A 24,345-nucleotide genomic window follows, 5' to 3' on the forward strand; every position below is an offset into this window, starting at 1 on the left:
TCACTCATTCGCTCATTCGCAATTGAATTTTAGTCCGTTAGGTCATTGTATAACAGTAGACTGCCTTCTGTTACGACCGTATTGCCCGGTTTAAGATTACCGCCCTTGACGAAGGCGAAGCGCGTCGTGTTTTTCGTTACGCTTACTTCGCGAACTTCGTATTTGTCGTTTCCGGTCTTGACGATTACGTAATAATGATCGCGATCGAAGACAACGGCTTTCTGCGGAACGGCCAGCGACGCACCGCCATTGTTGGCCATGGTATTAGGCAAGTGTACATGAATGGTGGCAAACATATCCGGCTTCAGCAGACCGTCTTTATTAGGCAGCACAATGCGCACTTTCAGCACCCGAGCCTGTTCATCCAGTACGCTGCTCACGTTGCTTATGGTACCCCGGAAGGTTTTATCGGGGTACGCCAGTACCTGAAGATCAACGGATTGTCCCTGTTTTATTTCCGGAATATCCTGTTCATACACGTTGGCCACGACCCAGATTTGCTGAAGACTCGATATAGTGTAGAGCGGGTCCTGGTTATCGGACCGCAAATCCTGACCGGTGTTCACGTTTTTTTCTACAATGTAACCTGCAATTGGCGCTTTCACCGAGAAATAGGGTTGCCCCGTGCCGGCCGTGCTGCCACCGTATATGCGCAGAATATTGCTCGATTTACTAAGTTCGTCCTGCGCCTTCTTAACATTGTTTCGGGCCGTTAAAAAATCAGTTTCCGAAGCAAAACCCGATTTATATTGCGCCGACACGTTTTTCAACTGCTGCTGAGCCACTTCCAGATCTGATTTATCGGACTGGTAATCGTTTGTGTAAGTCGAAATATCGCCCGAACGAATCAGAGCCAGGTCCTGCCCTTTCTGCACATAGGCGCCCAGCGTAGCGTTCGTTTTTTCAACGTTGCCACTAACCAGTGGAAACACCCGTACTACATTGTCCTGATCGAACGTAACCGTTCCGTTCAGGGTCAGTTCATCTTCGGGATTCATCATCCGGACCGAGTCAGTCAGGTAGCTACTGCTCGAATCGGCACTGGAGGTTGGTGCTTTTTCTGTCTCTTCATTTTTGTGGCCGCAGGAAGCCAGCCCCAGGCCAATCAGCAGGGGGATCAACGTCTTTCTCATAACTTAAAAGAAGCGGGTGTTGGTCGTGTAATTTAACAACTGCTGGGTATTGTACAGGTTATTCAGCAGATTGATGTTGTTCAATTGGGCTTGCTGGTACGTCCGGATTTTATCCAGATAATCCAGCAAACCGATTGCCCGGGCGTTATACGCTTTGGTAGCCTCCACCGAAATGTTCTGGATGCGCTCCAGGTACCCCTCGGGCCGGGTATTGAGCTGATCGTAGAAGGTATTCAGTTTATCGTAAGCGTTTAGCACATCGCTCTGCACCACCACCTGCTGATTCTCCAGTCCGCTGGTTACGCTTTTCAGTGTCGCTTCGGCCGAGCGAATGGCTCCCTGGTTGCGGTTCCGAACGGGTAAATCCATCGCCAATTGAAACCCGGTGAAATTATCGTACGCGTTGCTGTACTTCTCGAAGTACAATCCGGTCGTCAGGTCGGGAGTCCGGCGGGACTTTTCGAGGGACAGGCTGCGCTGGGCGTTATTGATCTGCTCCTGCGATAGGCCGATGTCTGGCCGGTTAGCCTGGGCCGAGTCGAGCGCCGTTGCCAGCAGGGGCGGTGTATTCCGCAAAGCAGGCAATTCGGTCGGTAGAATAAACGTGCCGGATGGTTGCCGGATCAGTACCCGTAACGTAGCTTGCTCGTCGGCAATCTGGGTCTGGTAATTAGCAATGTTCGATTGCAGATCCCGGGTAGCGGCTTCCAGCCGGGTTACCTCGTAGGGAGCCACCCCCCCCGTCCGGAGCGCAATACGGTACGATTCCAGAAGCCGTTGTTGCCGCACTATTTCGTCATTGAATAGCCGGATGGTTTGTAAATCATAGTACAGGTTGGCGTAGGTCGTGTAGAGCTGATAATGCAGCGTACGCATCAGGTCACGAAACGCTAGCTGCGCCAATGACCGGTTGCTTTCCGCCAGGGCCACCAGCTTACTCCGTTTGCCCGCCAGCAAAATGACCTGCTGTAACTGCACCGCATAATAACCGCTGTTGTACTGCCCGGACTGGCGGTCGGTTGCCGAAGGGGGCGCGTATTGCAGAAACTTATGCGTATTGGGATTATACAAATTCCCCTGAAACCACAAATTCGGGTTAGGACGCAGACCAGACTGCGTAATGGCTGCACTGGCCACGTCGATCTGGTACCGCTGGGCGAGCAGTTGAAAGTTACGATCCAGAAACAACTGTTCAAGTTGAGGGAGACTTTGCCGGAGTGTATCAGGCGCGGCAGTGGGCCGTTGAGCGAGTAGGGATGATGCGCCCCCCAGCCACCCCAGAAGCAGCAAAAGAGCAAATTGTTTTAATGAGCTAAACCGATTCATAATAAAAAGTGACGGAAATAAACCCGGCTGATTTGAGCGGCAAGTACAGCCCGGATTGTTAAGGCGTGGTTAAACCATTATTAATAAGTTCTTAAAAAATAAGTATTTCCCTTAAGGAATGATCCGCCGGTAACTGTACTCAACTTTCGGCCGTTTTGGTCTTTTTACCTCGAATTTTATCCAGTACAAAGGTTTTTTTTAGCTGTTAAGACTACTATAACAACCGGATGAATACTTATACGTTTGAAATTTTAAAGAAGTTTTAATTAAGCTTTAAACTGTCTTTAAAGTCAGGGCAACACCTTTGCGGCTGACTTCCAATTAACTGCATACGAGAACATGAAAATTCTCCTTATCCAGAGTGACGCCAGTTACCTTGAGTTTTTGTATCGTACCCTGGCCGAACGCCAGTATACCCTCGAAATAGCATCGGATGGCTATACCGGACTTGCCATGGGTCTTCATGCCCGTTTTGACCTGATTGTTCTCGATGCACAGCTACCCCGCATGGATGGGCTGGACGTTATCCGGCGGCTCAGGCAGGAAAATGATTCAACTCCCGTTCTGCTCCTCTCCGATTCGAACGATTCAGCCGATAAAGCCAAAGGACTTTATGCCGGGGCGGATGACTATATGGGAAGGCCATGCGACTCCGACGAATTACTGGCCCGCATTTATGCACTTCACCGCCGACGGACGGGGGGCTTCAATGCCCCTTCTATCCTGAGCATCGATAACCTTGAACTGAACGTTGCCGAGAAAGTAGCCTACCGCGCCAACCAGCGAATCAAGCTGACAGCCCGTGAGTTTCAATTACTCGAATTTCTGATTAAGAACGCGGGGCGGGTTGTTACGAAAGCACAGATTCTTGAAAAAGTTTGGGACAATACGCCCATCAGTAGCACAAACAAAGTTGAGGTGTACATCAACTTTTTACGGAAGAAAATTGACCGTGACTTCGACCATAAACTGATTCATACGGCTATGGGCGTGGGTTACTTACTGCGGGCAGCAAGCTAAAGAGGAGTACCTTATACCAGTGGCATAAGCCGGAATATACGACACGGTGTAGCTCCGTCTAACCTCTTGGGTGGGTTTTGGGTTAGTAGTTCATTATGATTGCTGTTTGCCTGCTTGCGTACTCCCTTCTGACTGTTCAGCCCGATTCACTGGCTCCGAAAGACACGGCTCATTCGGTTCGTTCAACAATTCGCCCCGCCTTTAACCTCGACTTCCGGGATTCTTTTCTTGAACGCCAGCATGTAAACGTCTGGGGTATCAACGCGGGTATTACCTATGGCGTCAAACGTCACCAACTAACGCTGGGCTATTACTGGATTGGGTATGCCACCTACCTGCGCCTGATTGACTGGCAACGGAACGCTGCCCGGCGAATCAATCTCAATTACTATACCCGTACTGATTTATGGTTTATGAACATTCAGTACTGGTGGAACATGACCAACAACCGGCGTTGGATGATCAGCATACCCGTCGATATTGGCGGGGGCGTTGCCTATGCCCTGCCACGCGACCTGGCCCAGGATAATCCAATCGACCGAACGCGCCGGAGCTTCTTTGCCCCCCTCCAGATCGGCGCATATGCGCAGTGGAAAGCAACACGTTGGGTTGGCCTTTCGGCCCAGGTAGGTTACCGTGTTTCCATTTTTCAGACCGATATTGACCAGAATTTCAACGGAAGTTATTACAGTATCGGCGTATCGATCTACCCGGCGCTGCCCACCGACATCTGGCGATGGGTGAGAAAAGGAGATCGTATTTCGCCGATTCACCCACCTAAACCTCGTCCGTTGGACAAGAAATGAAGCCGAACGGTACGCCAAAGCCAACGCTACATCAGCTGATCATGCTGGTGTTATCGGTGTATGTTGTTGTTGCTCTGCTGATTCGGGAGTTGGTTCCCATGCACGAGCAGACCAGGCAGTTACTCGACCAGATCGACACGGGTATCTGCTTTTATTTCCTGTATGATTTCTTCTTAAGACTTTACCAGGCCGACGACAAGTGGACGTTTCTGCAATGGGGCTGGATTGACCTACTGGCTAGCATTCCGGCTTTCGACTGGTTCAGGCTGGGCCAGTTGGTACGGGTCGTTCGAATCCTGCGGATGGTACGTTCCTTCCGATCTATCCGAGCCTTTCTGCACTATCTGTTCCGCGACAGAGCCAATGGTACGCTGGCCGTCGTTTTATTAAGCTCTATTCTGCTGATGATTTTTGGCGCGATAGCCATTCTCTACGTCGAGCGGGTGCCGGATGCCAATATCAAGACGCCGTCGGATGCCCTTTGGTGGGCCTTCGTAACCATCACAACCGTTGGGTACGGCGATCGGTTTCCCGTTACAAATGTAGGCCGCCTGATTGCCGCGGTTCTTATGGTTGCCGGGGTAGGTCTTTTTGGTACGTTTACCAGTTACGTCGCCAATTTTTTCGTTGAAGACGATCAGGAACAAACCGATAACGACATGCAGACCCTGATTGGCGAAGTCAGGCAGCTACGGCAGAAGATTGAGGAAATGGAAAAGCGATTGTAAAAATGAATGATTACGTTGATCATCATTTTTCGCTGGCGACACTTTCGGGAAGGTCGTAGAGTAGCCACGTTTTGTTACGGATAAACGACGACTTTTTTCGGATCAGCGTAATGAAATCGGCAATGCCTACCGGTTCGTTTCCGTTTGCGTGGATAAGCACCAGACTTCCCTGTTTGGGTTGTTGATTTTTCGCTAACCAGGCATCACTGCCGATGGGTAACAGGCCGAATGCCAAAATCCGATCGAAGACGCCTTTATCAGAAACCAGACCGGGAAACCGAAAGAAGATGGAGGGTTTCAACCCATTTTTCAACATGGCCTGCTCGTTCAGTAAAACCTCATCGTTGACATTGGTCGTGGATTCGAGCATAAAGTTGATCGGCAGCGGCAACTGTGGATTATAGCGGTGATGAAATGAATGGTTTACCCACGTAATGGCCAAATCGCCCCGGTTAACCAGACTTTTCAGATAAGCCAAATCCTGCGCATGGTTTTCCATCCAGAGCCCCGTAATGGTGATCGTGATGGGAATAGGTTTCTCTTCCGGCTCAAACGCACCGATGAGTTGCTCAAATACCGACCGCGTCAGGGGCTTGGTCGATGGACACAAATCGATTGTCAGGCTGAAACCCCGTTCGGTGGTGTCCGTCCGTTCAATACCAGCATCCTGTAAATTGGCATCCCGTTGCTGCTCCATGCGCAGCGCCCGACGATAGGGTGTCTGGCTGACTGATTGCAGCATACTGGGCCAGGGCAGAGGTTTTATCTGACTGGCAGGCAGATTGACGACTGCCGTTTCGAGGGTTTGCGGATTCAGGGTCAGGTGGCGGGTCTGGCCTTCCTGCCGCCATTGCCGCAGCACTACCTGGTGGGGTTGCCGGGTTGTGATACCAAAAAATATTCGATAGTCGGTTAACTGGGCAAAGACGCTGGCATTGGCCCAACAAATCAGCGTCAATAAAAGTAAAGGGCGGGGCATGTGCGTAGTCAAAAATCGTTGATCATCTAATTCGTTGACACTACCCGGTTCCAGTCTGGATGGCGTTTCAGATAAACACTGATAAACGGACAGAGCGGCACAATTTTCTGGTTATGCTGCTCAACATACCGGAATACCCCTTCCACTAGTTTTGACCCGACACCATGCCCTTCCATACTGGGATCAACCTCGGTGTGCGTCAGGGCGAGGGTTTGCTCATCAATCTGCTGGTATTCTACGATGGAAAGTTTTCCATCGGTTTCCAACTCGAAGCGATGCTGATGCGTATTATTTTTGATGTTGGTTTCGCTCATAGTAGTCAAACGGTTATTCTTTCCCTTACACGAAATTAGGCCTACTTGTTCACGTCAGGAACCGTAAATTGTAATCGACTTCCCTCTATTCCTGCCCTGACTCATCGGCAAGCCGTTTACCCTACCACTCGATCATCGAAAGAACGGGACTCTGGCCCCGGTCGAAGAGACATGGGCTTACAACGCAAATCAGCTCGACGTCTACATTTTTCAATAGGTATTTACCAAAATAACAGCTAAACGCCATTGAGTATTAATACTTATTTTTAAATTGAAAAACTATAATTACAATTCGGTAGGGTGTTGACTACATACGCCAAGAAAATCAAGGTCTACCCAGGTGGTAAATTCGTAAATTAACGATGGTATTTACGCAACAGATGTTATCTTTGCCATGTAAATTTTACCCAAAAAAAACCGGTGGTAAAGGGTATAATCGACAGAAAGTATTGTTTACATGTTTCTAATTAATCGGGTGTCATTAGCCTGAATTCGACTTTATATACCTTTTGTTCCTACAGGGCTTTTCGCTCTTCGTACCATGATTTGAATCCACAGCGACTCTTTTAGAACTCAAGTGTCTATATTTAGCTTAATTTAATAGCCGTTTAATTAATCCTTTTCTTTTTGTTTGAATCTAAGCAGGTAAAACACCGTAAGTATAGCAGTAGAACTGCCTAAAAAATTTCATGCCGCAGCAATTTCCGATTTTACTAGTAGACGACGACCCACTGATTGCCGAAGTTTTACAAAGAGCTTCTCAAGGCAGCTTTCCGGAAGCTTCTTTCATCCATGTGAGTAATTTTGAAGATGCTAAAACGTACATTGAAGAACTGGAAGGACGAGGTCCAAAGATAGTCCTGCTGGATATTGACCTACAGGATAAAGTCGATGGCCTGGACTTCCTGGCTTTATTAAGGGCCCATCCAAAGGGACGTATATTACCCGTAGTTATGCTATCGGCGAACAAAACGCCGGGCTTAGTTGAACGGGCTTACTCATTTGGAGCCTCGTCATTTACTCTCAAACCGTTTAGCTACGCTGACTGGAAAACGTATTTGAGTAATCTGAAAACGTACTGGTATGAGACGGTTACGTTGCTGGATGTCAGGCATTACAAGGAAGGATAATTAAGTAAGTAATTATTCGAACTGGCCCAGCTAGTTGATCCGTACACCTCAACAAACATCGTCTTCACGCCGGACTTCTTTTCGAAGTTCGGCTTTTGTTTATCAGAGCTTAATTAGTAAAAATATTTACTAACCCACTTTGTATATTACAGTATAGTTGATTGTTCGTTACGTAAACTATTCCGGACAATTATTCTCTTTCAGTAAGGCACTCTTTCTCCTGAATCCTCAACTAACGACTCATTCTATTTATGCAAAGACGTTCGGTTTTAAAGAACTTGGCCATGGCTGCTGGTGGTCTGGTCAGGTTACCGGCCTGGGCTGCTGGCTGGACACCCGATTCGCCGGGGTTTACGTCTACCCTATCCGTTGATAACGAAGCGCTCCTGGCCAATATCGTGGACACCTTTATCCCGGAAACAACCACCCCCGGTGCCAGATCGCTTGAGGTGCACAAGTTCGTTATGCGAATGATCAACGACTGCTACGATGAGGCCGCTCAAAAAACGCTTCAGCAGGGGCTGACCCTGACCGACACAACGGCGCAACAGACGTACAACAAATCATTTTCAGACGGCGACACCACCCAGCGCATGGAAGTACTGACCAGGTTAAGTACCTCCACAGATCCTACCGGCAAGGCCTTCGTCGATCTGGTCAAGCGACTGACCATTCAGGGGTATATGAACTCCGAGTATTATCTGGTCAATGTGGAGAAATTCAACATGGCACCCGGTTTTTATCATGGCTGCGTTCCCGTTTCCAAGCTGGCCGTAAACGGCGGCAAGTGATCGACTCATCCGTTTCTTACGTACTCTTATTCCCGTTATTGCATGTCTTTTTTAACCATAGATTCAATTAAAGACCGCACCTTCGACGCCATTGTGGTTGGGTCGGGCATTAGTGGTGGCTGGGCAGCCAAAGAACTGACCGGCAAAGGATTACGTACTCTTGTTCTGGAGCGTGGCCGGGATGTCAAGCACATCACCGATTACCCCACGACCATGATGCAACCCTGGGAGTTCGCGCACCTTGGTCAGCTTTCGAAAGAATACCGGGACGCCAATCCGGTGGCCAGCCGGTGCTACGCCAACCGGGAAGACGCCACGCACTTTTTCGTTAAAGACGCCGAGCACCCCTATGTACAGGAAAAACCATTCGACTGGATTCGAGGCTACCACGTTGGGGGTAAATCGTTGATGTGGGCACGGGGCACGCAACGGTGGTCGGAGTATGATTTCGATGGTCCCGCCCGCGACGGGTTTGCGGTAGACTGGCCAATACGTTACGCCGACATTGCTCCCTGGTATAGCTATGTGGAGAAGTTTGCGGGTATATCCGGCAACAAAGATGGTCTGGCGGCTTTGCCCGACGGCGAATTTCTGCCTCCGCACGAACAATCCTGCGTAGAAAAGCATTTTTCGGATCAGATGGCGAAACGATACAACGACACTCGGCCGGTTATTATTGGTCGCTGTGCCCACCTGACCAAACCGCAGCCCATTCACTATCAGCAAGGTCGTGCTCAGTGCCAGAATCGGTCCTTATGCCAGCGCGGTTGCCCATACGGCGGTTATTTCAGCAGCAACTCATCCACCCTGCCCTGGGCCGCCAAGACCGGCAAAATGACCCTACGCCCCGATTCGGTTGTGCATTCAATTATTTACGACGAGAAGCTGGGCAAGGCGTCGGGCGTTCGCGTGGTCGATGCGCATACGAAGGAGATGACCGAGTATTACGCCAAGATCATTTTTCTGAACGCGGCCTGCCTGAATACCAACCTCGTTCTGCTAAACTCCAAATCGAACCGCTTTCCGAACGGACTGGGAAATGATAACGGCCTACTGGGCAAATACGTGGCATTCCATAATTTCCGCACCACCATCTCGGCTGAGCACGAAGGATTTCAGGATACAACAACCGAAGGCATTCGTCCCAATGGCAGTTATATTCCCCGTTTCCGCAACGTGCAGAAGCAGGAGACGGACTTCCTGCGCGGCTATGCCGCCGGTTTCGGTTCCAGCCGTGCTACCAGCGTCGACACCTCGGCCATGGGCGAATCTCTGAAAGCCAGCCTGATGCAGCCTAAATACGGAAACTGGCGCGTGAGTTCGCACATGATGGGCGAGACGATTCCCAAAGAAAGCAACTTCGTCGCGCTCGACTCGACGCTGACCGACGCCTGGGGCGTTCCGCAACTGAAAATCTCGGTGGGCTACGACGATAATGATGAGAAGATGATCGCCGACTTCCATGAGCAAATGACGGAGATGCTGACGGTTTCGGGCTTCACCAACATCCAGACGCATGATAAGCCCGACAAAGCGCCGGGCCTCGACATTCACGAAATGGGCGGTGTTCGCATGGGAAAAGACCCCAAAACATCCATGCTGAACAAGTGGAACCAACTTCACCACTGTAAAAACGTATTTGTATCGGACGGTGCCTGCATGACGTCTACGTCCACCCAAAACCCATCGCTCACGTTCATGGCCCTCACCGCGCGAGCCGCCGACCATGCCGTGAAAGAAATGAAAAAAGGACTTTTGTAATTTTTTGTGGTTTATGGCGGTCAATCAACCGTGCGACGGACCGTCGTAAACCACAAATGACAAACCATAAAACCACTTTCCTGTTGCTATAATGCGAACGTATTTTTTTCTACTACTTCTGTTTTGTTTACCCTTCTTTGCTCATTGCTCACTAAGAAAAACCAGTGAGTCCCCGGCGTCAGTCAATACGTCGAAGCCGCTGGCCATTACCTTCGAACTAACCGACAATAATTACCAGAATCAGGGCCGTTCCCGCTCCGTACTGACGCTGACCAATACGGGCAATGAAGCTCTGCCCGCTACCGGCTGGAAGCTGTTCTTCAATGGCGGAAACCCCAGTAGTTTCGATGCTTCGGTTGCCCAGGTGAAACTTTTCAACGGCGATTTGCACTATATCAGCCCAGGACCAAAGTTTACCAGGCTGGAACCCGGCAAATCAGCCAGCATACAAGTGCTAGCTGGGAAGATTCGCAACAAGACCGACTTTCCCGGTGGGTTTTACCTGGTGCTGGACAAAAACCCGGAGCAGGCATACCCCGTTGAGGTAACCATAAAGACGGGCACGATCTACGAGAAAGCGGACCGGATGCTAGCCGAAAAGATTTTCGACCAGAACGCGAGAATTAAGGCTATTCCCGATGATAAGCTTCCCAAACTATTCCCAACCCCGGTTTCGTATCAGGAAAAAGGAGCACCCTTTGTGCTGGATAATCAGGTGGTCATTGTGACCGACAAAGCCTTTGATCGGGAAGCGGATTATTTAGCCAACAGCCTGAAAATGGTCACTGGCAAAAAACCCGCCGTTCAGGCGCAGGGAAACGGTAAAACAATCACGCTTCGTAAAAACCCATCGCTCGCCCCGGAGGGCTATTCCTTGCACGTTGGTTCGGATGGTGTAGTCCTGTCGGCCGCGTCGGGCGCCGGTATTTTCTACGGGATTCAATCGTTGCAAACCATGCTTCCGGCAGCCGCCCTATCGGGTAAAAGCGGATCGGTGAGTTTGCCAGGACTAGACGTAAACGACGCACCCCGCTTCCCTTACCGAGCATTCATGATGGACATGGCCCGGAATTTTCAGCCAAAATCAGAGGTAATTAAAGTGCTGGATGCCATGGCGTTGTACAAGCTCAACACCTTTCATTTTCACTTCAGCGAAGACGAAGGCTGGCGCGTGGAGATGCCTTCGTTACCCGAACTGACGGACGTTGGTGCTAAACGAGCCCATACCACGGATCCAACCAAGAGTCTTATTCCTTCCTACGGCTCCGGTTCCGACTTATCGAACCCTTCGGGTACGGGCTTCTACAGCAAAGCTGATTTTATTGAGATACTCAAGTACGCCCGTGACCGTCATATCACCGTGATTCCCGAAATCGAATCGCCGGGGCACGCACGGGCCGCGATAAAAGCCATGAACGCCCGCTATCAGCGGTTCATGAAAGCCGGTAACAAGGCCGAAGCAGAGCGGTATCTGCTCCAGGATGCGGCCGACAAATCGGTTTATCGGTCGGTACAGGGTTGGGACGATAACGTAATCGATGTGTCGCTTCCGTCGGCTTACACGTTCATGGAGCGGGTGGTCGATGATTTGCGTGACATGTATAAAGAAGCAGACGCGCCTTTGCAGACGATTCATTTTGGTGGCGACGAAGTTCCGGGTGGTGTTTGGGAAAAGTCGCCTTCCGTGCAGAAACTGATCGCCAGCAATCCGGCGGTTAAGAACACAGACGACGTCTGGTATTACTACTTCGGCAAAGTCAACAAGTTGCTCAAAACCCGTAATTTGTTCCTCTCGGGCTGGGAAGAGATTGGCCTGAAGAAAATAAAGCAGAACGGCCGGGTAACGTGGGTTCCGAACGAAGCCTTTGCGGGCGAAAACTTCCGGGTAAATGTCTGGAAAAATAGTCCCGGATCGGGTGCCGAAGACCTTGCCTACCGCATGGCCAATGCCGGATACAAGGTAATTCTGACCGGCGTTACGCACATGTATCTGGACCTGGCGTACAACCAACTATCGGAAGAGCCCGGCCAGTATTGGGGTGGCTATGTGGACATCGACAAACCCTTTTATTTCATTCCGTACGATTACCTCCGAAACCTGAAGGACGATAATACCGGCAACCGCATCAGCCCGTCGCTTATCAAGAGTCGGGAAGTTCTGACCGCCAAGGGAAAAGCCAATATTGTGGGCATCGAAGCCCCCCTCTGGTCGGAAACGAACCGAAACCCGCAACAGTTCGAGTACAAAATGTTCCCGAAATTGCTGGCGGTAGCGGAACGGGCCTGGGCCAAAGACCCCACCTGGGCAACGGAGAAAAACGAAGCAAAAAGCGAGCAGCTCTACAACCAGGCCTGGTCTGAATTTATCAACACAATTGGCAAGCGGGAGCTTCCCCGCCTGGACGTTTACGCGGGCGGATACGATTACCGCATTCCTCCGGTGGGGGCAAAGGTCATTAATGGAAAAGTGGCCGCCAATGTTCAGTTCCCAGGGTTAACGATCCGGTATACGACGGACGGTACGGAACCAACCGCCCAAAGCCCGGTCTATTCGAGTCCGGTTGCTAGCAGCGGCCCCGTTAAATTCAAAGTATTCAATGCTACTGGCCGAGCTGGTCAGACGGTTACGATTGGTAAGTAAGCTTGCTTATTTGCTCATAAACTGCTGTCACGCTGCCGAAGCCGGGTGGCCAGTGCCACAAAGCATCTTTGGTAGCTGGATACACAGCCTCATCCAAAGATGCTTCGGCAGCGTGATACAAAATAAGCTACGCTATTTTAACTAGCCCATTCATCAGCCAGACGACCTAATGACCGATACCAATACGCGCTTTTTGTCTCTGGATGTATTCCGGGGCCTGACAATATGCTTCATGATTGTCGTGAACACGCCGGGGAGTGGTGCCACGCCCTTTGCCCCGTTGCTACACGCCCACTGGCATGGCTTCACGCCCACCGATCTGGTCTTTCCGTCTTTTCTCTTCGCAGTGGGCAATGCCATGAGCTTTGCCATGAAAAAGCACAGTTCGGTGGGCACATCAGCCGTACTGACCAAAATTGGCAAACGAACGGCACTTATTTTTCTGCTTGGCTACCTGATGTACTGGTTCCCTTTTTTCCGGCTCAGTGAATCGGGTACTATAACCAGCTTTCCCATCAGTGAAACGCGTATTTGGGGCGTTCTGCAACGGATCGCTCTTTGCTACGGCATGGCGTCGCTGCTGGTTTACTTTCTATCATTCAGAACAGTTATCCTGATCAGCCTTACGTTTCTGGTCGGTTACTGGCTTATTCTGCTCGGTTGGGGTGACCCCGCCGATCCGTATAGTTTAGCGGGTAATGCCGGGACACAGCTTGACCGGTTTCTGTTTGGCAATGCGCACCTGTATCATGGCGAGGGAGTGGCTTTTGATCCGGAAGGTTTATTGAGCACATTGCCCGCCATTGTGAATGTGGTGATTGGCTACTACGCGGGTCAGTTTGTGCAGCACAAAGGCAAAAATTACGAGAGCGTAGCGAAACTGCTGCTGGTTGGCAGTGCGCTGATCGTTGCGGCCCTTTGCTGGAATATGGTTTTCCCCATCAACAAAAAGCTGTGGAGCAGTTCGTTTGTGCTGCTCACCACGGGCCTCGATCTGGCCATTATGGCAACGCTGATCTACGTCATCGAAATCAGGCAATGGAACCCCGCCAACTGGACAAGATTCTTTGTTATTCCCGGCAAAAATCCCCTGTTCATTTACCTGCTTTCCGAGCTGCTGGTCATCGCGCTCTACATGATCCCGGCGGCTTCTGGTAAAAATCTGTTCTCGGCTATCAATGATAATGTGTACCAAAAACTGGTTCCGGGGCCGGTGGGTTCACTCCTGTTTGCGCTTTCGTTCATGATGATTTGCTGGGGTGTCGGCTGGCTCCTCGACCGCCGGAGAATCTATGTGAGGGTGTAACGTTGATGCGTTCCCGTTAGCCTTATTGCCCTATTTGCCTGCTCGGAGGAAAGCCATTCAGACTACGTAACGAACTGGGACTACTGGCAAAAATCTTGGCTTCGTTAAGCAGAACTCGGTCCCCCACTTCATAACCAAATGGCAAAACATTCGTAGGTACGATCGGGGCAGGCCCTTCTGAATAGTGGGTAAAGCAGAAGGCAATGGGCAATAAATAGTTACCCACCAGATTAGGGTTGAGCGGAGGCATGTGCTTCAGGCCAGCTACAATTTCTCCTTCAAAGCCGTATAGCTTACTGGTCTGTCTGCTCATTTTCGGGTATAACACGGCAATATCCCGAATGTGCCCGGCCTGGTCAATCGTAAACCCGGCGTAATATCGGCCATAAATAGCCCTGCGAGCCGGTTGAACGGGGTAGTGAATTCTATGAGTGACTACGTCAATAAAAACAGGATCTTTATTTAAATCAAGCACAGGACGATTAACCTGCGAAAAGCTGGCGTTGATAGTCAACAGAAATGCGACAAAAATCAAACTGGCTTTCATCTTTATCTTTTTTAGGAATCATTCAAACGTTTGGAAATATAGTAAAAATGAGTGTTTCGGCACTATAAGCTACCCGTCAATGTAACGTACCCCCTGCAGTTATGCCAATAAAGTAAAGTCCGTGAGGATCGGAGCGCCAACCGCATGACCCGTGAAATTAGTGAAGAAGCCTTCGTTCAAGTAAATAGACTATTAATCCAATAATGAATTGAGTTAGGGCAGAAACGAAAAAATACCGTAGATCGAACCAACGAAAGCCGATGTAGTTAACGTTTATAGGAGTGAAAATCCCCTCTAAACAGTCCATACATGGCCAATCAGCCCGGTGGCTGGCTCGGTAAGCTCAGTAACCTTATTATCCCACCCAGCCAGTCCGACAACAAAACAGCCCCTGCCGTTACCAACAAACGTATCCTCGACGAGCTCATCGCCAGTTTCGAAGACTCCATCCAGCGCGAATCTGTCGGCACGAGCCTGTTGTTCAACGCTCACTTTCTGATCATTCTGCACCCTGACACGTACGAAGATCGCCAGAATGCATTCCCGGTGATCGTCAACGAAGCGGTTCAGTCATTCAAGGCCGTGATCGAATCGAACAAGAGCGCCTACGGACGGGTATCGCCGGTTGCATCGAGCTGGTTTTTCAAGTTTGGCGCGGGCCGTGAGTTTGGCAATGAGGAGATCAGCCCAACCGACGTAAAAGTAATTGGGGCATTGACCGGCATTTTACCCGGCAACGGACAGGCCAATGCGCCAGCCGAAAAACTGAACGTTACGCGTCGCGTGAAACAAACGAACCGCTACGAGAAAGTAGATGTCGATCTGAATTCGTTTCATCACATTGATTTTCGTGAGCCGGGTGCGTTTATTGTAAAATTCAACTTCGATGCATCGTTACCTTCGTCCGGCTCGGCCGGTAATACAGCCGTAGCCGGTGCGACTAAATTAGTGCCCTCAGCGCTGCCCCGTAGTCTCGACGCCGGACTGGCCCACATCAGCTACTATATTTCGGAGTTGAACAAGGAAGACACGTACCCGATGCGCGACCGGGAAATTGTAATCGCCCGAAAGGATACGGACAACCAGCATTTTCCGAACTACCTGCTGCTGGAATCAGCTTACGTGTCCAATCCGCACGCTCGAATTCGATACAACGACGCGACCAGTTCGTTTCAGATAGCCTCCTTCAGCCGCAACGAAACCCGTGTCAACGAGCGGCTTATTCCGCGCAGTGAACCAGCGAGTCCAAACTGGTTTGAGTTGCCCGACAAAGCGCAGATTCTGCTCAACAGCATGGTCACCCTTACCTTTCAAAGCAACGCATAACCCATGATCGACGGCCTGCTTGTTTTGCTGCTTTTCCTCGGTGTCTGCTTATTAGTCATCAGGCATTTTCAGGACTTACCCCGCTAATTCTGTTTGTGGCATGTTGTCGGTTGTTTGTCTTTATCGGCACAACCGACAACATGCCACAACTACTAATTCTGACTTACCGTATATGAATGACTTGCTGATTGCCGGGAAGACCGATGTGGGCCAACGGCGCAAGGATAATCAGGATACCTTTATCTGCACCACGCTTTGGTCGGAAGCCAGCGCCCTGCTGGTCGTGATTGATGGCGTGGGCGGGTACGCCGGTGGTGATCGGGCAGCTGCCATTGCCAAAGAGTCGATTGAGCGATACATGGCTACGCCGAACGGCGATCCGCTGTCCATGCTCCGCGAGGCCGTCGTTTTTGCCAACAACCGGATCAACGACGAGCGGCAGAACGATCGTCAGATAGGCCAGATGTGCTGCGTACTGACGGCCGCGCTGGCCGATAGCCAAAGTAGAAAACTCTATTTTGTTCACGTGGGGGATACCCGACTGTACCGCTACCGGCAGGGAAATCTGATCAAGCTTACCCGCGATCATTCGATGGTGGGCGTTCGGGAAGACGCCAACGAACTGACTGAAGCGGAAGCCATGAACCACCCCCGCCGAAACGAAATCCTGCGCGAAGTGGGTTCCACCACGCACCGGGTCGACGATCCCGATTTTCTGGAATCGGATGAAACCGACTTTCTGCCGGGCGATCAACTGCTGTTGTGCAGTGACGGACTAACCGATATGATCACGCAGGGGCAGATTAAGGCGATCCTGAACCGGGACATTTCGCTGGACGATCAACTTTCCGAACTGATCCGGCTGGCGAACCACCAGGGAGGTAATGATAACATTACGGTTGTGCTGGCTCGAAACACGAAGCAGGTAAACAACCCATCGGGTACTGAACCGCTGGTTACCTCCTCCCCCAGCCGTACCCACAGCACGGCCGCATCGGCGATTCCACCATCGGAGCAACCCCACCCGGCAGCTGCGCCAGCCAACCGTTCATCGGCGGGCCGCTGGGTGTTGTCGTTCGCTTTACTGGCCGCGCTGGTGGCAGGTATTGTCTGGTACCAGTCCTGGCCATCGGGCAACACCCCCGCGACAAGCGATAGCCTGCGTGCAAATGGATCTGCACCGGACGATACAACCTTTCTCCTGTCGACGAGCCGCTCCCGAATGGATTCGCTGATCAACATGGCAAACCGACGTCCCGACCATCGGCTTATGCTGTCCGACGATACGATTCGTATCCATGAACCGTTGATACTAACGGATTCGTTACTGGCTATTGTTGGCAGCAGCCCCCAGACCGTTATTGTACCGCTTGATTCAACCCGCGCGCAGCTCGCCATACGTGTTGACCGACGGGGTGCTGTTACGCTGGAAAATGTGGTTATTCGCGGGTTCAAAACAGGTATTGAAACCACCGGAGAGGCAACACTTCAACTCAGCAACGTCTACTTCAGACAAGTCGATTTTCCCGTTCGGGCAACCGTTCGGCAAGATACCTGCCTGAATACCGTGATTTCTATTTCTGTACAAAAGCAGCCTGTTACGCCCAAACAAACCGTTGCCCCTAAACCAACTCATCCCTGATGGCTACCGTTCGATTTAACACCCAGTTTCCCGGATACGAAATCCTGAGTGAACTGGGCCGTAGCAACGCCCGTATTCTGAAGGCCCGCCATCTGGACTCAGGTGATCTTGTTGCGATTAAACATTTCGCGCTGAACACCGACGCGGAAACACTTCGCCGGTTTCAGCGCGAATCGGTCATCATGACCAGCATTGCCCACCCCAGCATCGTTAAGGTTCGGGAGGTGCAGCTGGAAGCCGAGCTGCCTTATATCGTGATGGAATTGATTGAGGGAGGCAGCGTGTGCGACTTGCTCAAAGCGCAGGGGCATCTGGATGTGCCAACCACCATCCGGCTGGGTCTGCAAATGGCGGGGGCCTTTCGGGCTATCCACGCGCAGGGTATCGTTCACCGCGATGTAAAACCGGACAATATTCTTTACCGCCCGTTACCGAGTGGCGAACTGCATTTTCTGCTCACCGACTTTGGCGTGGCCCGGCTGCATGAACAGTCAACAACCCTGACGGGGCAGTCGCTGATGACCTACGAATATGCTTCTCCCGAGCAGTTCAACGATCCTAAAAACGTGGGGGTCGCTACCGATTATTATTCATTGGGGATTGTGCTCTACGAATGCCTGACCGGCAAGGTACCCTTCGCGCTGGGTGACCATTCGGGCATTGTTACTTTCATGAACAAGGTACTATCCGACGCTCCCCCCGTTTTAACGGTTGCCGCCAATGGGCAGTCGCTGGGGCCGTTTACCCCCCTGCTGGAAGGTCTGTTACAGAAGAAAGCCGCCGAGCGATTAAGCGATCCCGACGAACTGACTTGGCTGCTTAAACAAGCCGAACTTACTTATTTACAGGCCGGTCGGACTGGCCGGACTGACTCTTCGATACCAACTTCTGTTCCCCCGTTGGCGTCTCGCACAGTAGCGCATCAGCAACCGACAGAACCAGTGAAACACAGGGATCTGTCAACGGTGGATTCTGGCTCGCCTAAAAGCATGAGTCCGGCGAAGATTATCGGTTTCCTCGCGTTCGTGCTGGTTATTCTGGCGGGTGTTTATTACATCACAACCAGGCCAACAGCCAAACCTACAGCCGGAACCGGTAGTTCGGTTCTGACAGACCAGCCTGTAGATAGTGCGACTACGCTGGCAACCAACGCCGTACCCGATACCGCAGCGATTCGGGCCCAGCAACAAGCCGAAGAAGCGCAGCGACTGGAGCAATTACGGCAGGAAGCGCTGATTGCCGTTAAGAGCGTTAAAGCCAAGGCCACCAATTTTAAGGTTGGGCTGTTTGGCGGGATCAAGCAGCTTCAGCTTCAACTCAGCAATCCAACCCGTTTACGCTTTACTTACGTCGTGGTGCAGGTCAATTACATCAAGGACGGTGGCGGCCTCTACAAAACGGAAACCGTCTATTTCAACAACGTGGAGCCAAACTCATCACCTATCCAGACCGCTCCGGATAGTGATCGGGGAACGAAAGTAACGTGCAAAGTGCTGCGGTACGAGTCGCCAGACATCCCCCAGAATTCAGACTCGCTGACTACGTCAGCCGAGCCGTTAAACTAAGTATCAATGCCAACTGTCAGTATAAATACCCATTTCCCGGGCTATGAAATTATCGGTGAACTGGGGCGGTCCAACGCCCGCGTTCTGAAAGCACGCCATCTGGAATCGGGAGATCTGGTCGCCATTAAACACTTTACCCTGCATACAGACCTGGAAACCCTTCGGCGGTTCCGGGTCGAATCGGAGATTATGACCGGCATCCGCCACCCGAACGTGGTGCGGGTGCGCGAGGTACAACTCGATATGCCCCTGCCTTTCATTGTTATGGAATGGGTGGAAGGCGGCAGTCTTCGAACGCTTATCGATGAGCAGGGTTCTCTGACAGTAGCCACAACGATCCGGCTTGGGTTGCAGATGTCGGAAGCTTTCCACGCTATTCATCCGCAGGGCATTATCCACCGGGACATTAAACCCGAGAATATTCTCTACCGGCCGTTACCCAGTGGCGAACTGCATTTTCTCATTACCGACTTCGGCGTAGCCCGCATTCGGGAACAGTCGCAAACCATGACGGGGCAGTCGCTGATGACCTACGAATATGCCTCGCCCGAGCAGTTCGATAACCCCAAAGGCGTCGATGTCGCCACCGATTATTACTCGCTGGGGGTTGTGCTTTATGAGTGCCTGGCCGGCAGGGTGCCCTTTTCGATGGCTGATACGGCGGGGATCGCAACCTTCATGAGCCAGGTATTACGCACGCCACCACCGGCACTAGCCTTACCATCCGGTCAATACCTCCCCCCCAGCCTAACAACACTGCTGGACTGGGCGCTGGTCAAAAATCCAGCCGACCGGTTGAATGAGGTTACGGAGTTGGCCTTGTTGCTGGGCCAGGCCAACGTAGAGTTATTACAGGCGAATCGCCCTGGTAGTCGTCAGGCATCTGTTGTTCCCCGTTCCCAAACGCGGGTTGCTCCCGTACCCGCCCCTGGGCCGGTCAGCGCGTACCCGCCTGAACCGATAGACGAAGTGCCCGCCAGAACCACAAACTGGCCAGTCATTCTGGCGGTAGTTTTCGTAGTCATTCTGGCGGTCTTTGCCTTTATGTACAATATACGCCACAAGGAATCACCTGCGCAACCGTTTCCTGATTCGACGGTGACCAACACTGATTCGGTAAAGTCGGGCGAACTGTTTATCGATTCAACAATGGCCCCTATTAATGAGCCGGTTGATGAAGAGACGGCAACCGATTCCGCGGTGGTCAGCACACCCCCTTCGGAGACGATCGCAACAACCCCGACGACGGTTGCGCCAGCCGATTCAACAGCCGTCACTGACTCAACCGGCCACTGACCTACGTTCACCTACTGTAGACCCTCCCGTTACTGAATGAAATCGTTTGACCGTTTGTATTTGCCGAGTGCATCAATTCTGTTATTGCTGCTGTTTACGCGGCTGTATACCAACCTCGTACCCGCCCTCAATCAGGCAAAACAAGCGTACACTACCGGGCAATCGCTTACCCTTGACAAAGGAATAAAATCATCCGCTATTCGACGGCTGCTGACGAACGGGAATTACTATACCGACAGCCGCGACATTGACCTGGTGGCGGATTCACTGCCCGCCAAACTCGCCCGGACCGGAACGCTCGATAACCTGGGGGCAATCAATAAGCGTCAGTTTTCGGTCCTGGCTCCGGTTTCGTGGCGCAGCCGGATTGGCGGTGCCGACTTTCAGAGCCGACTCCGATTGTCGCGCCAGCAAATGGGTTTCGACTCGGTGCTGTACAACCGGGAACTGAACAACCCCAAAACCTATCCGGCCGTTGTTCAGGTCGGGAGTGGCTCGGTTTCGTTTGAAGGGCGAGTCCGTCGGGATGATCGACCCATGTCGGGAGTATTGGTTCAGCTAAAGCGGCATCCGGCAACGGCCCAGCCCGATACGCTGCCCGACCGTTTTGTTTATGCCCGAACGGATACCGACGGCCAGTTTACCTTCGCAGGGCTGACGTCGGGAGCGGGTTATAGCGTCGTACCGTTGAAGCCGGGGTTCGAGTTTGGCAGTCGGCGCGGCACCGCTCACCTGACCAGCAACCAGACCGTTGACTTTACCGCCCGGCCGCACCAGCTTCGCCTGATCGGATCGACCGTGTACGGGCAACTCAAAACGGACCACGCGTTCACTGTTCGAACCCCGGCTTCGTTTACCTGGCTATTCTGGGGCATTGTGGCCGGTTTTTTCCTGGCTTTTTGGGCCGTCAATGGCGTCTGGTCCCTTCGGCGCTTTCACCCGGACCCTTTTCTGCTACCGATCCTGATGCTTCTCACGGGCTTGTCGGTGCTCATTTTACTAGCTATTCAAGACCCATTGCAGGATACTCTTTTCGCCGGGCAAACGGTACAAGGCATCATTTTCGGACTGGTTGGTATGACGGTTTTGTCCCAGCTTAACGTAGGTCGTTTCTACGCTACCTGGCGCTACGACTGGTTATTTACCTGGCAAAACCGTTCTTCGGTCCGGTTATCCGGCTGGACATGGCTGGTACTGGCGGCTGGATTAGCCACCCTTACCTTGATCTTCGGATCCGGCCCCGAAGGCAGCGGAGTACGCGTGAATCTGTCGCTATTGGGCTTTTCGTTTCAACCGAGCGAAATCACCAAATACCTGCTGCTGCTCTTTTTTGCGGGATTTTTTGCGGCCAACGAACAGCAGTTGCGCCAGTTGCCCGACTTGCGGTGGCGGTTCACCGTTAGCTTCGGCGCATTGGCCGGAGCCGGTTTACTTATGTTATTGTACCTGCTGCTGGGCGATATGGGTCCGGCGCTGGTGGTGTGTTTTACATTCCTGCTCTTCTACAGCATTGCCCGCGGAAACCTCCCGCTCACCCTCGCTACGGGTATTGGCTATGGTGTGGCACTGTGGCTCCTGCCGGGTGCCTTAGCTACACTGCTTTGCCTGATTGCAGTAATCGGGTACATGTTCTGGAAAGGCGATGCCCGGTCGAAAACCGGCACGGGCTGGGTGGCCCTGCTGGCCGAAGCCCCCGTTTTGCTGTTGCTCGTACTGGCCATGTTTGCTTTTGGGGATCAGTTACCTTTTGTGGGCGACCGGCTGGCTGACCGGAAAGCCATGTGGCTGAACCCCTGGAACAACGACGTATATGGGGGTGACCATCTGGCGCATGGCTACTGGGCACTGGCATCCGGCGGCTGGACCGGGCAGGGACTAGGCAAAGGGTTTGCCAATGCCATCCCTGCCGCCCATACCGACATGATTCTGCCCAGTCTGGGTGAAGAATTGGGTGGCCTGGGCGTCGTTTGTGTATTCCTGTTATTTGGCATATTGCTGCATCGACTGTTTCTGCATGCCCGCCGGGCGGGGCAGCCGTTTAGCTTTTTTCTGATCGCGGGTATTGCCATTGCCACCGGAACCCAGTTTCTGATTATAGCGGGCGGATCAATCGGCTTACTGCCGCTTACGGGCATCAGTGTACCATTTTTAAGTTACGGCAAGATCTCACTGATCATCAACCTGACAGCCATGGGTGCCGCCTTTAGCGTAGCCCATCGACCAGGCGAAGTGGCGCAGCGCGAATACCTGTCAACCCATTACGATACGGTCCTGATGGCGGGCATCTCCGGATTTCTGATCGGTGTCGTTGTGCTTATTGGGCATTTACTACCCATTGTGGGCTGGCGGGGCAGTGCGTATGTTGTGCGTCCGGCTCGGGTAGTAACGCGCAACGGCGACCCCGTTTACAGCTATAACCCCCGCATTGAACGACTGACCCGGGCGCTGGCGGCCGGTACGATTTACGACCGAAATGGCTTGGTGCTGGCGTCAAGTTCGCCCGAGACCGTCAGGCAGCAGTCGGCCAAACTTCAGCGAAGCGGCCTCGACGCGGACGAGGTTGAAACATTGACAAAAAAACGGCTACAACGCTACTACCCGTTTGGCAATCAGCTCTTTTTCTGGCTCGGTGATCTGAACACCCAGCTCTTTTGGGGACAAAGCAACGGCTATTATGCCGAAGCGACTCACCTCAGCGAATTACGGGGTTTCAACAGTCGTCCCCGCAAAACGAACCTCGTCACAACCGATTATCGGGCCGACCGATTCAGTCCGTCGGTGCAGCAAACGCGCACCTTGTCGGTGTATGATTACAGCGAACTGGCCCCCGCCCTGCGCGCCGGGCTGGATAGCCGGGAAGTCGCCGAGCGGAAAGCCAGAAACCGGGATCTGCGCCTGAGTGTCAATGCGGACCTCCAGGTAGCCATTCAACGGGCCCTTGTCACCTCCGACTTCCGAAATCGGCGTGTCTCGGTTGTCGTGCTCGATGCGGGATCGGGCGATATACTGGCGTCGGCGTTGCACCCGCTCCCCAATCTGCAAACGCCCGATGTGATGCAACTGGCCGACCGCGACCGGCAGAAGTTACCGTATCTGGTAACAGAGCGGGACCTGGGCATGACCTACCCGACAGCGCCCGGCTCGACCGCTAAAATCCTGACTGCCATGGCCGCTTTCAACAAGCTTGGCGCGTCGGCAGCCGACGTTAGCTACTCTATTTCGTGCGACGAGATTATTCGCCGGGGTACCCGCGAATCGGAGCCCTGTAACGAATCTGTCGATATGCGGAAGGCCATCGTCCGGTCGAGCAACGTCTATTTTATTCGAACGGCAAACGATAACAAGCTGGACAGCGAAATGGCTGATCTGTACTTAGCCACGGGCATGAACATCGATTTTGTGGGCGGCTACTCCTTCTCGGACACGCGAACGAATCCCGAGCGGGACCTAATCCGGAAACACTGGCGCGACTCTTCGTTCGTTATCCGGCGGAACCTCTACAACAGTACGCAATATCCGAAACGTTACCGCAGCGAATTCTCGGGGCTGGCCTGGGGACAGGGACAGCTCACCTCAACGCCGGTTGCCCTGGCCCGAATGGCGGGGGCTATCGCCAACAAAGGCGTCTTGCAACCATCGCGGTATGTGCTGAATCAGGCGGGCAGACCACAACCCATCGGAGCGGGTCAGCGGGTGTCCCGTCAGGCCAATTATGCCGATCAACTGGAGTCATTCATGATCGACCAGTCGAACCCATCGGAGGGCCGCAGTAAAATCAGTATAGCCCGGGTGGCGGGCAAAACCGGCACACCCGAACGCATGGTACGGGGAATTCGTCGGAACGACGGTTGGTTTGTCTTTTTCGCCCCAACGCCCGATGGACAGTCACATACCGTGGTTAGCGTTCGTATTGAACTGGGTGAGTCATCGGCCGAAGCCGTTCAACTGGCCAACACCGTTATAGCCCCCATTCTGAAACAGCGCGGTTATTTAGGCAGTTTTTAGTGCCGCGGATCGAGTTACAAACATGACAA

Annotated in this window: 18 protein-coding genes; 13 read left to right on the forward strand and 5 right to left on the reverse strand. The window is 52.3% G+C overall.

The genetic code is table 11. The features are described 5' to 3' along the window. Positions 1-29 precede the first annotated feature (29 nt). Positions 30-1,133, reverse strand: coding sequence for an efflux RND transporter periplasmic adaptor subunit (locus ACYU87_RS10985; protein WP_461134110.1), 1,104 nt, complete (start codon positions 1,131-1,133; stop codon positions 30-32). Between the two features lie 3 nt (positions 1,134-1,136). Further along, the gene (locus tag ACYU87_RS10990) at positions 1,137-2,459 is read right to left on the reverse strand and encodes a TolC family protein (RefSeq protein ID WP_461134111.1); all 1,323 of its coding nucleotides are present in this window, start codon (positions 2,457-2,459) and stop codon (positions 1,137-1,139) included. A gap of 339 nt (positions 2,460-2,798) precedes the next feature. On the opposite strand from ACYU87_RS10990, the gene ACYU87_RS10995 reads away from it, so the two are divergent. The 3 genes from ACYU87_RS10995 (at position 2,799) to ACYU87_RS11005 (ending at position 5,013) form a co-directional block, all read left to right on the forward strand. Then, positions 2,799-3,479 carry a response regulator transcription factor gene (locus ACYU87_RS10995; protein WP_461134112.1) on the forward strand — a complete coding sequence of 227 codons (681 nt, stop codon included), beginning with the start codon at positions 2,799-2,801 and terminating at the stop codon, positions 3,477-3,479. A gap of 95 nt (positions 3,480-3,574) precedes the next feature. Next, positions 3,575-4,285, forward strand: a complete 711-nt coding sequence (locus ACYU87_RS11000) for a hypothetical protein (protein WP_461134113.1) — start codon at positions 3,575-3,577, stop codon at positions 4,283-4,285. After that, positions 4,282-5,013, forward strand: coding sequence for a potassium channel family protein (locus tag ACYU87_RS11005; protein ID WP_461134114.1), 732 nt, complete (start codon positions 4,282-4,284; stop codon positions 5,011-5,013). The genes ACYU87_RS11000 and ACYU87_RS11005 overlap by 4 nt, the downstream gene beginning before the upstream one ends. Before the next feature lie 22 nt (positions 5,014-5,035). Here the strand turns inward: ACYU87_RS11005 and ACYU87_RS11010 are convergent, their stop codons facing one another. Both ACYU87_RS11010 and ACYU87_RS11015 read right to left on the reverse strand, forming a co-directional pair. Next, positions 5,036-5,992, reverse strand: a complete 957-nt coding sequence (locus ACYU87_RS11010) for a polysaccharide deacetylase family protein (protein WP_461134115.1) — start codon at positions 5,990-5,992, stop codon at positions 5,036-5,038. 26 nt (positions 5,993-6,018) lie between these two features. After that, entirely contained in the window at positions 6,019-6,306 is a 288-nt protein-coding gene (locus ACYU87_RS11015) for a GNAT family N-acetyltransferase (protein ID WP_461134116.1), read from the reverse strand. Positions 6,307-6,995: 689 nt separating this feature from the next. On the opposite strand from ACYU87_RS11015, the gene ACYU87_RS11020 reads away from it, so the two are divergent. The 5 genes from ACYU87_RS11020 to ACYU87_RS11040 all read left to right on the forward strand — a co-directional run bounded on the left by ACYU87_RS11020 (position 6,996) and on the right by ACYU87_RS11040 (position 13,935). Next, positions 6,996-7,436, forward strand: a complete 441-nt coding sequence (locus ACYU87_RS11020) for a response regulator (RefSeq protein ID WP_461134117.1) — start codon at positions 6,996-6,998, stop codon at positions 7,434-7,436. A gap of 251 nt (positions 7,437-7,687) precedes the next feature. Beyond that, the gene (locus ACYU87_RS11025; RefSeq protein ID WP_461134118.1) at positions 7,688-8,227 is read left to right on the forward strand and encodes a gluconate 2-dehydrogenase subunit 3 family protein; all 540 of its coding nucleotides are present in this window, start codon (positions 7,688-7,690) and stop codon (positions 8,225-8,227) included. A gap of 42 nt (positions 8,228-8,269) precedes the next feature. After that, a complete protein-coding gene (locus tag ACYU87_RS11030) occupies positions 8,270-9,988 on the forward strand; it encodes a GMC oxidoreductase (protein WP_461134119.1) in 1,719 nt (572 codons plus the stop codon). A 91-nt stretch (positions 9,989-10,079) separates the two neighbouring features. Beyond that, on the forward strand, positions 10,080-12,629 hold the full coding sequence (locus ACYU87_RS11035) for a family 20 glycosylhydrolase (protein ID WP_461134120.1): 2,550 nt from the start codon (positions 10,080-10,082) through the stop codon (positions 12,627-12,629). Between the two features lie 169 nt (positions 12,630-12,798). Continuing rightward, a complete protein-coding gene (locus ACYU87_RS11040; RefSeq protein ID WP_461134121.1) occupies positions 12,799-13,935 on the forward strand; it encodes an acyltransferase family protein in 1,137 nt (378 codons plus the stop codon). Between the two features lie 22 nt (positions 13,936-13,957). Here the strand turns inward: ACYU87_RS11040 and ACYU87_RS11045 are convergent, their stop codons facing one another. Next, positions 13,958-14,482, reverse strand: a complete 525-nt coding sequence (locus ACYU87_RS11045) for a hypothetical protein (RefSeq protein ID WP_461134122.1) — start codon at positions 14,480-14,482, stop codon at positions 13,958-13,960. Between the two features lie 309 nt (positions 14,483-14,791). Here ACYU87_RS11045 and ACYU87_RS11050 point away from each other — a divergent pair, with 309 nt between their 5' ends. From ACYU87_RS11050 to ACYU87_RS11070, 5 genes are all read left to right on the forward strand, one after another. Continuing rightward, positions 14,792-15,808, forward strand: a complete 1,017-nt coding sequence (locus tag ACYU87_RS11050) for an FHA domain-containing protein (protein WP_461134123.1) — start codon at positions 14,792-14,794, stop codon at positions 15,806-15,808. A 172-nt stretch (positions 15,809-15,980) separates the two neighbouring features. Further along, on the forward strand, positions 15,981-17,450 hold the full coding sequence (locus ACYU87_RS11055) for a PP2C family protein-serine/threonine phosphatase (protein WP_461134124.1): 1,470 nt from the start codon (positions 15,981-15,983) through the stop codon (positions 17,448-17,450). Beyond that, the gene (locus ACYU87_RS11060) at positions 17,450-19,015 is read left to right on the forward strand and encodes a serine/threonine protein kinase (RefSeq protein ID WP_461134125.1); all 1,566 of its coding nucleotides are present in this window, start codon (positions 17,450-17,452) and stop codon (positions 19,013-19,015) included. Before ACYU87_RS11055 ends, ACYU87_RS11060 begins: the two co-directional genes overlap by 1 nt. A gap of 6 nt (positions 19,016-19,021) precedes the next feature. Continuing rightward, entirely contained in the window at positions 19,022-20,311 is a 1,290-nt protein-coding gene (locus ACYU87_RS11065; RefSeq protein ID WP_461134126.1) for a serine/threonine-protein kinase, read from the forward strand. Positions 20,312-20,347: 36 nt separating this feature from the next. Next, positions 20,348-24,316 carry an FtsW/RodA/SpoVE family cell cycle protein gene (locus ACYU87_RS11070; protein WP_461134127.1) on the forward strand — a complete coding sequence of 1,323 codons (3,969 nt, stop codon included), beginning with the start codon at positions 20,348-20,350 and terminating at the stop codon, positions 24,314-24,316. Positions 24,317-24,345 lie beyond the last annotated feature (29 nt).

Source organism: Spirosoma lituiforme, assembly GCF_054776635.1.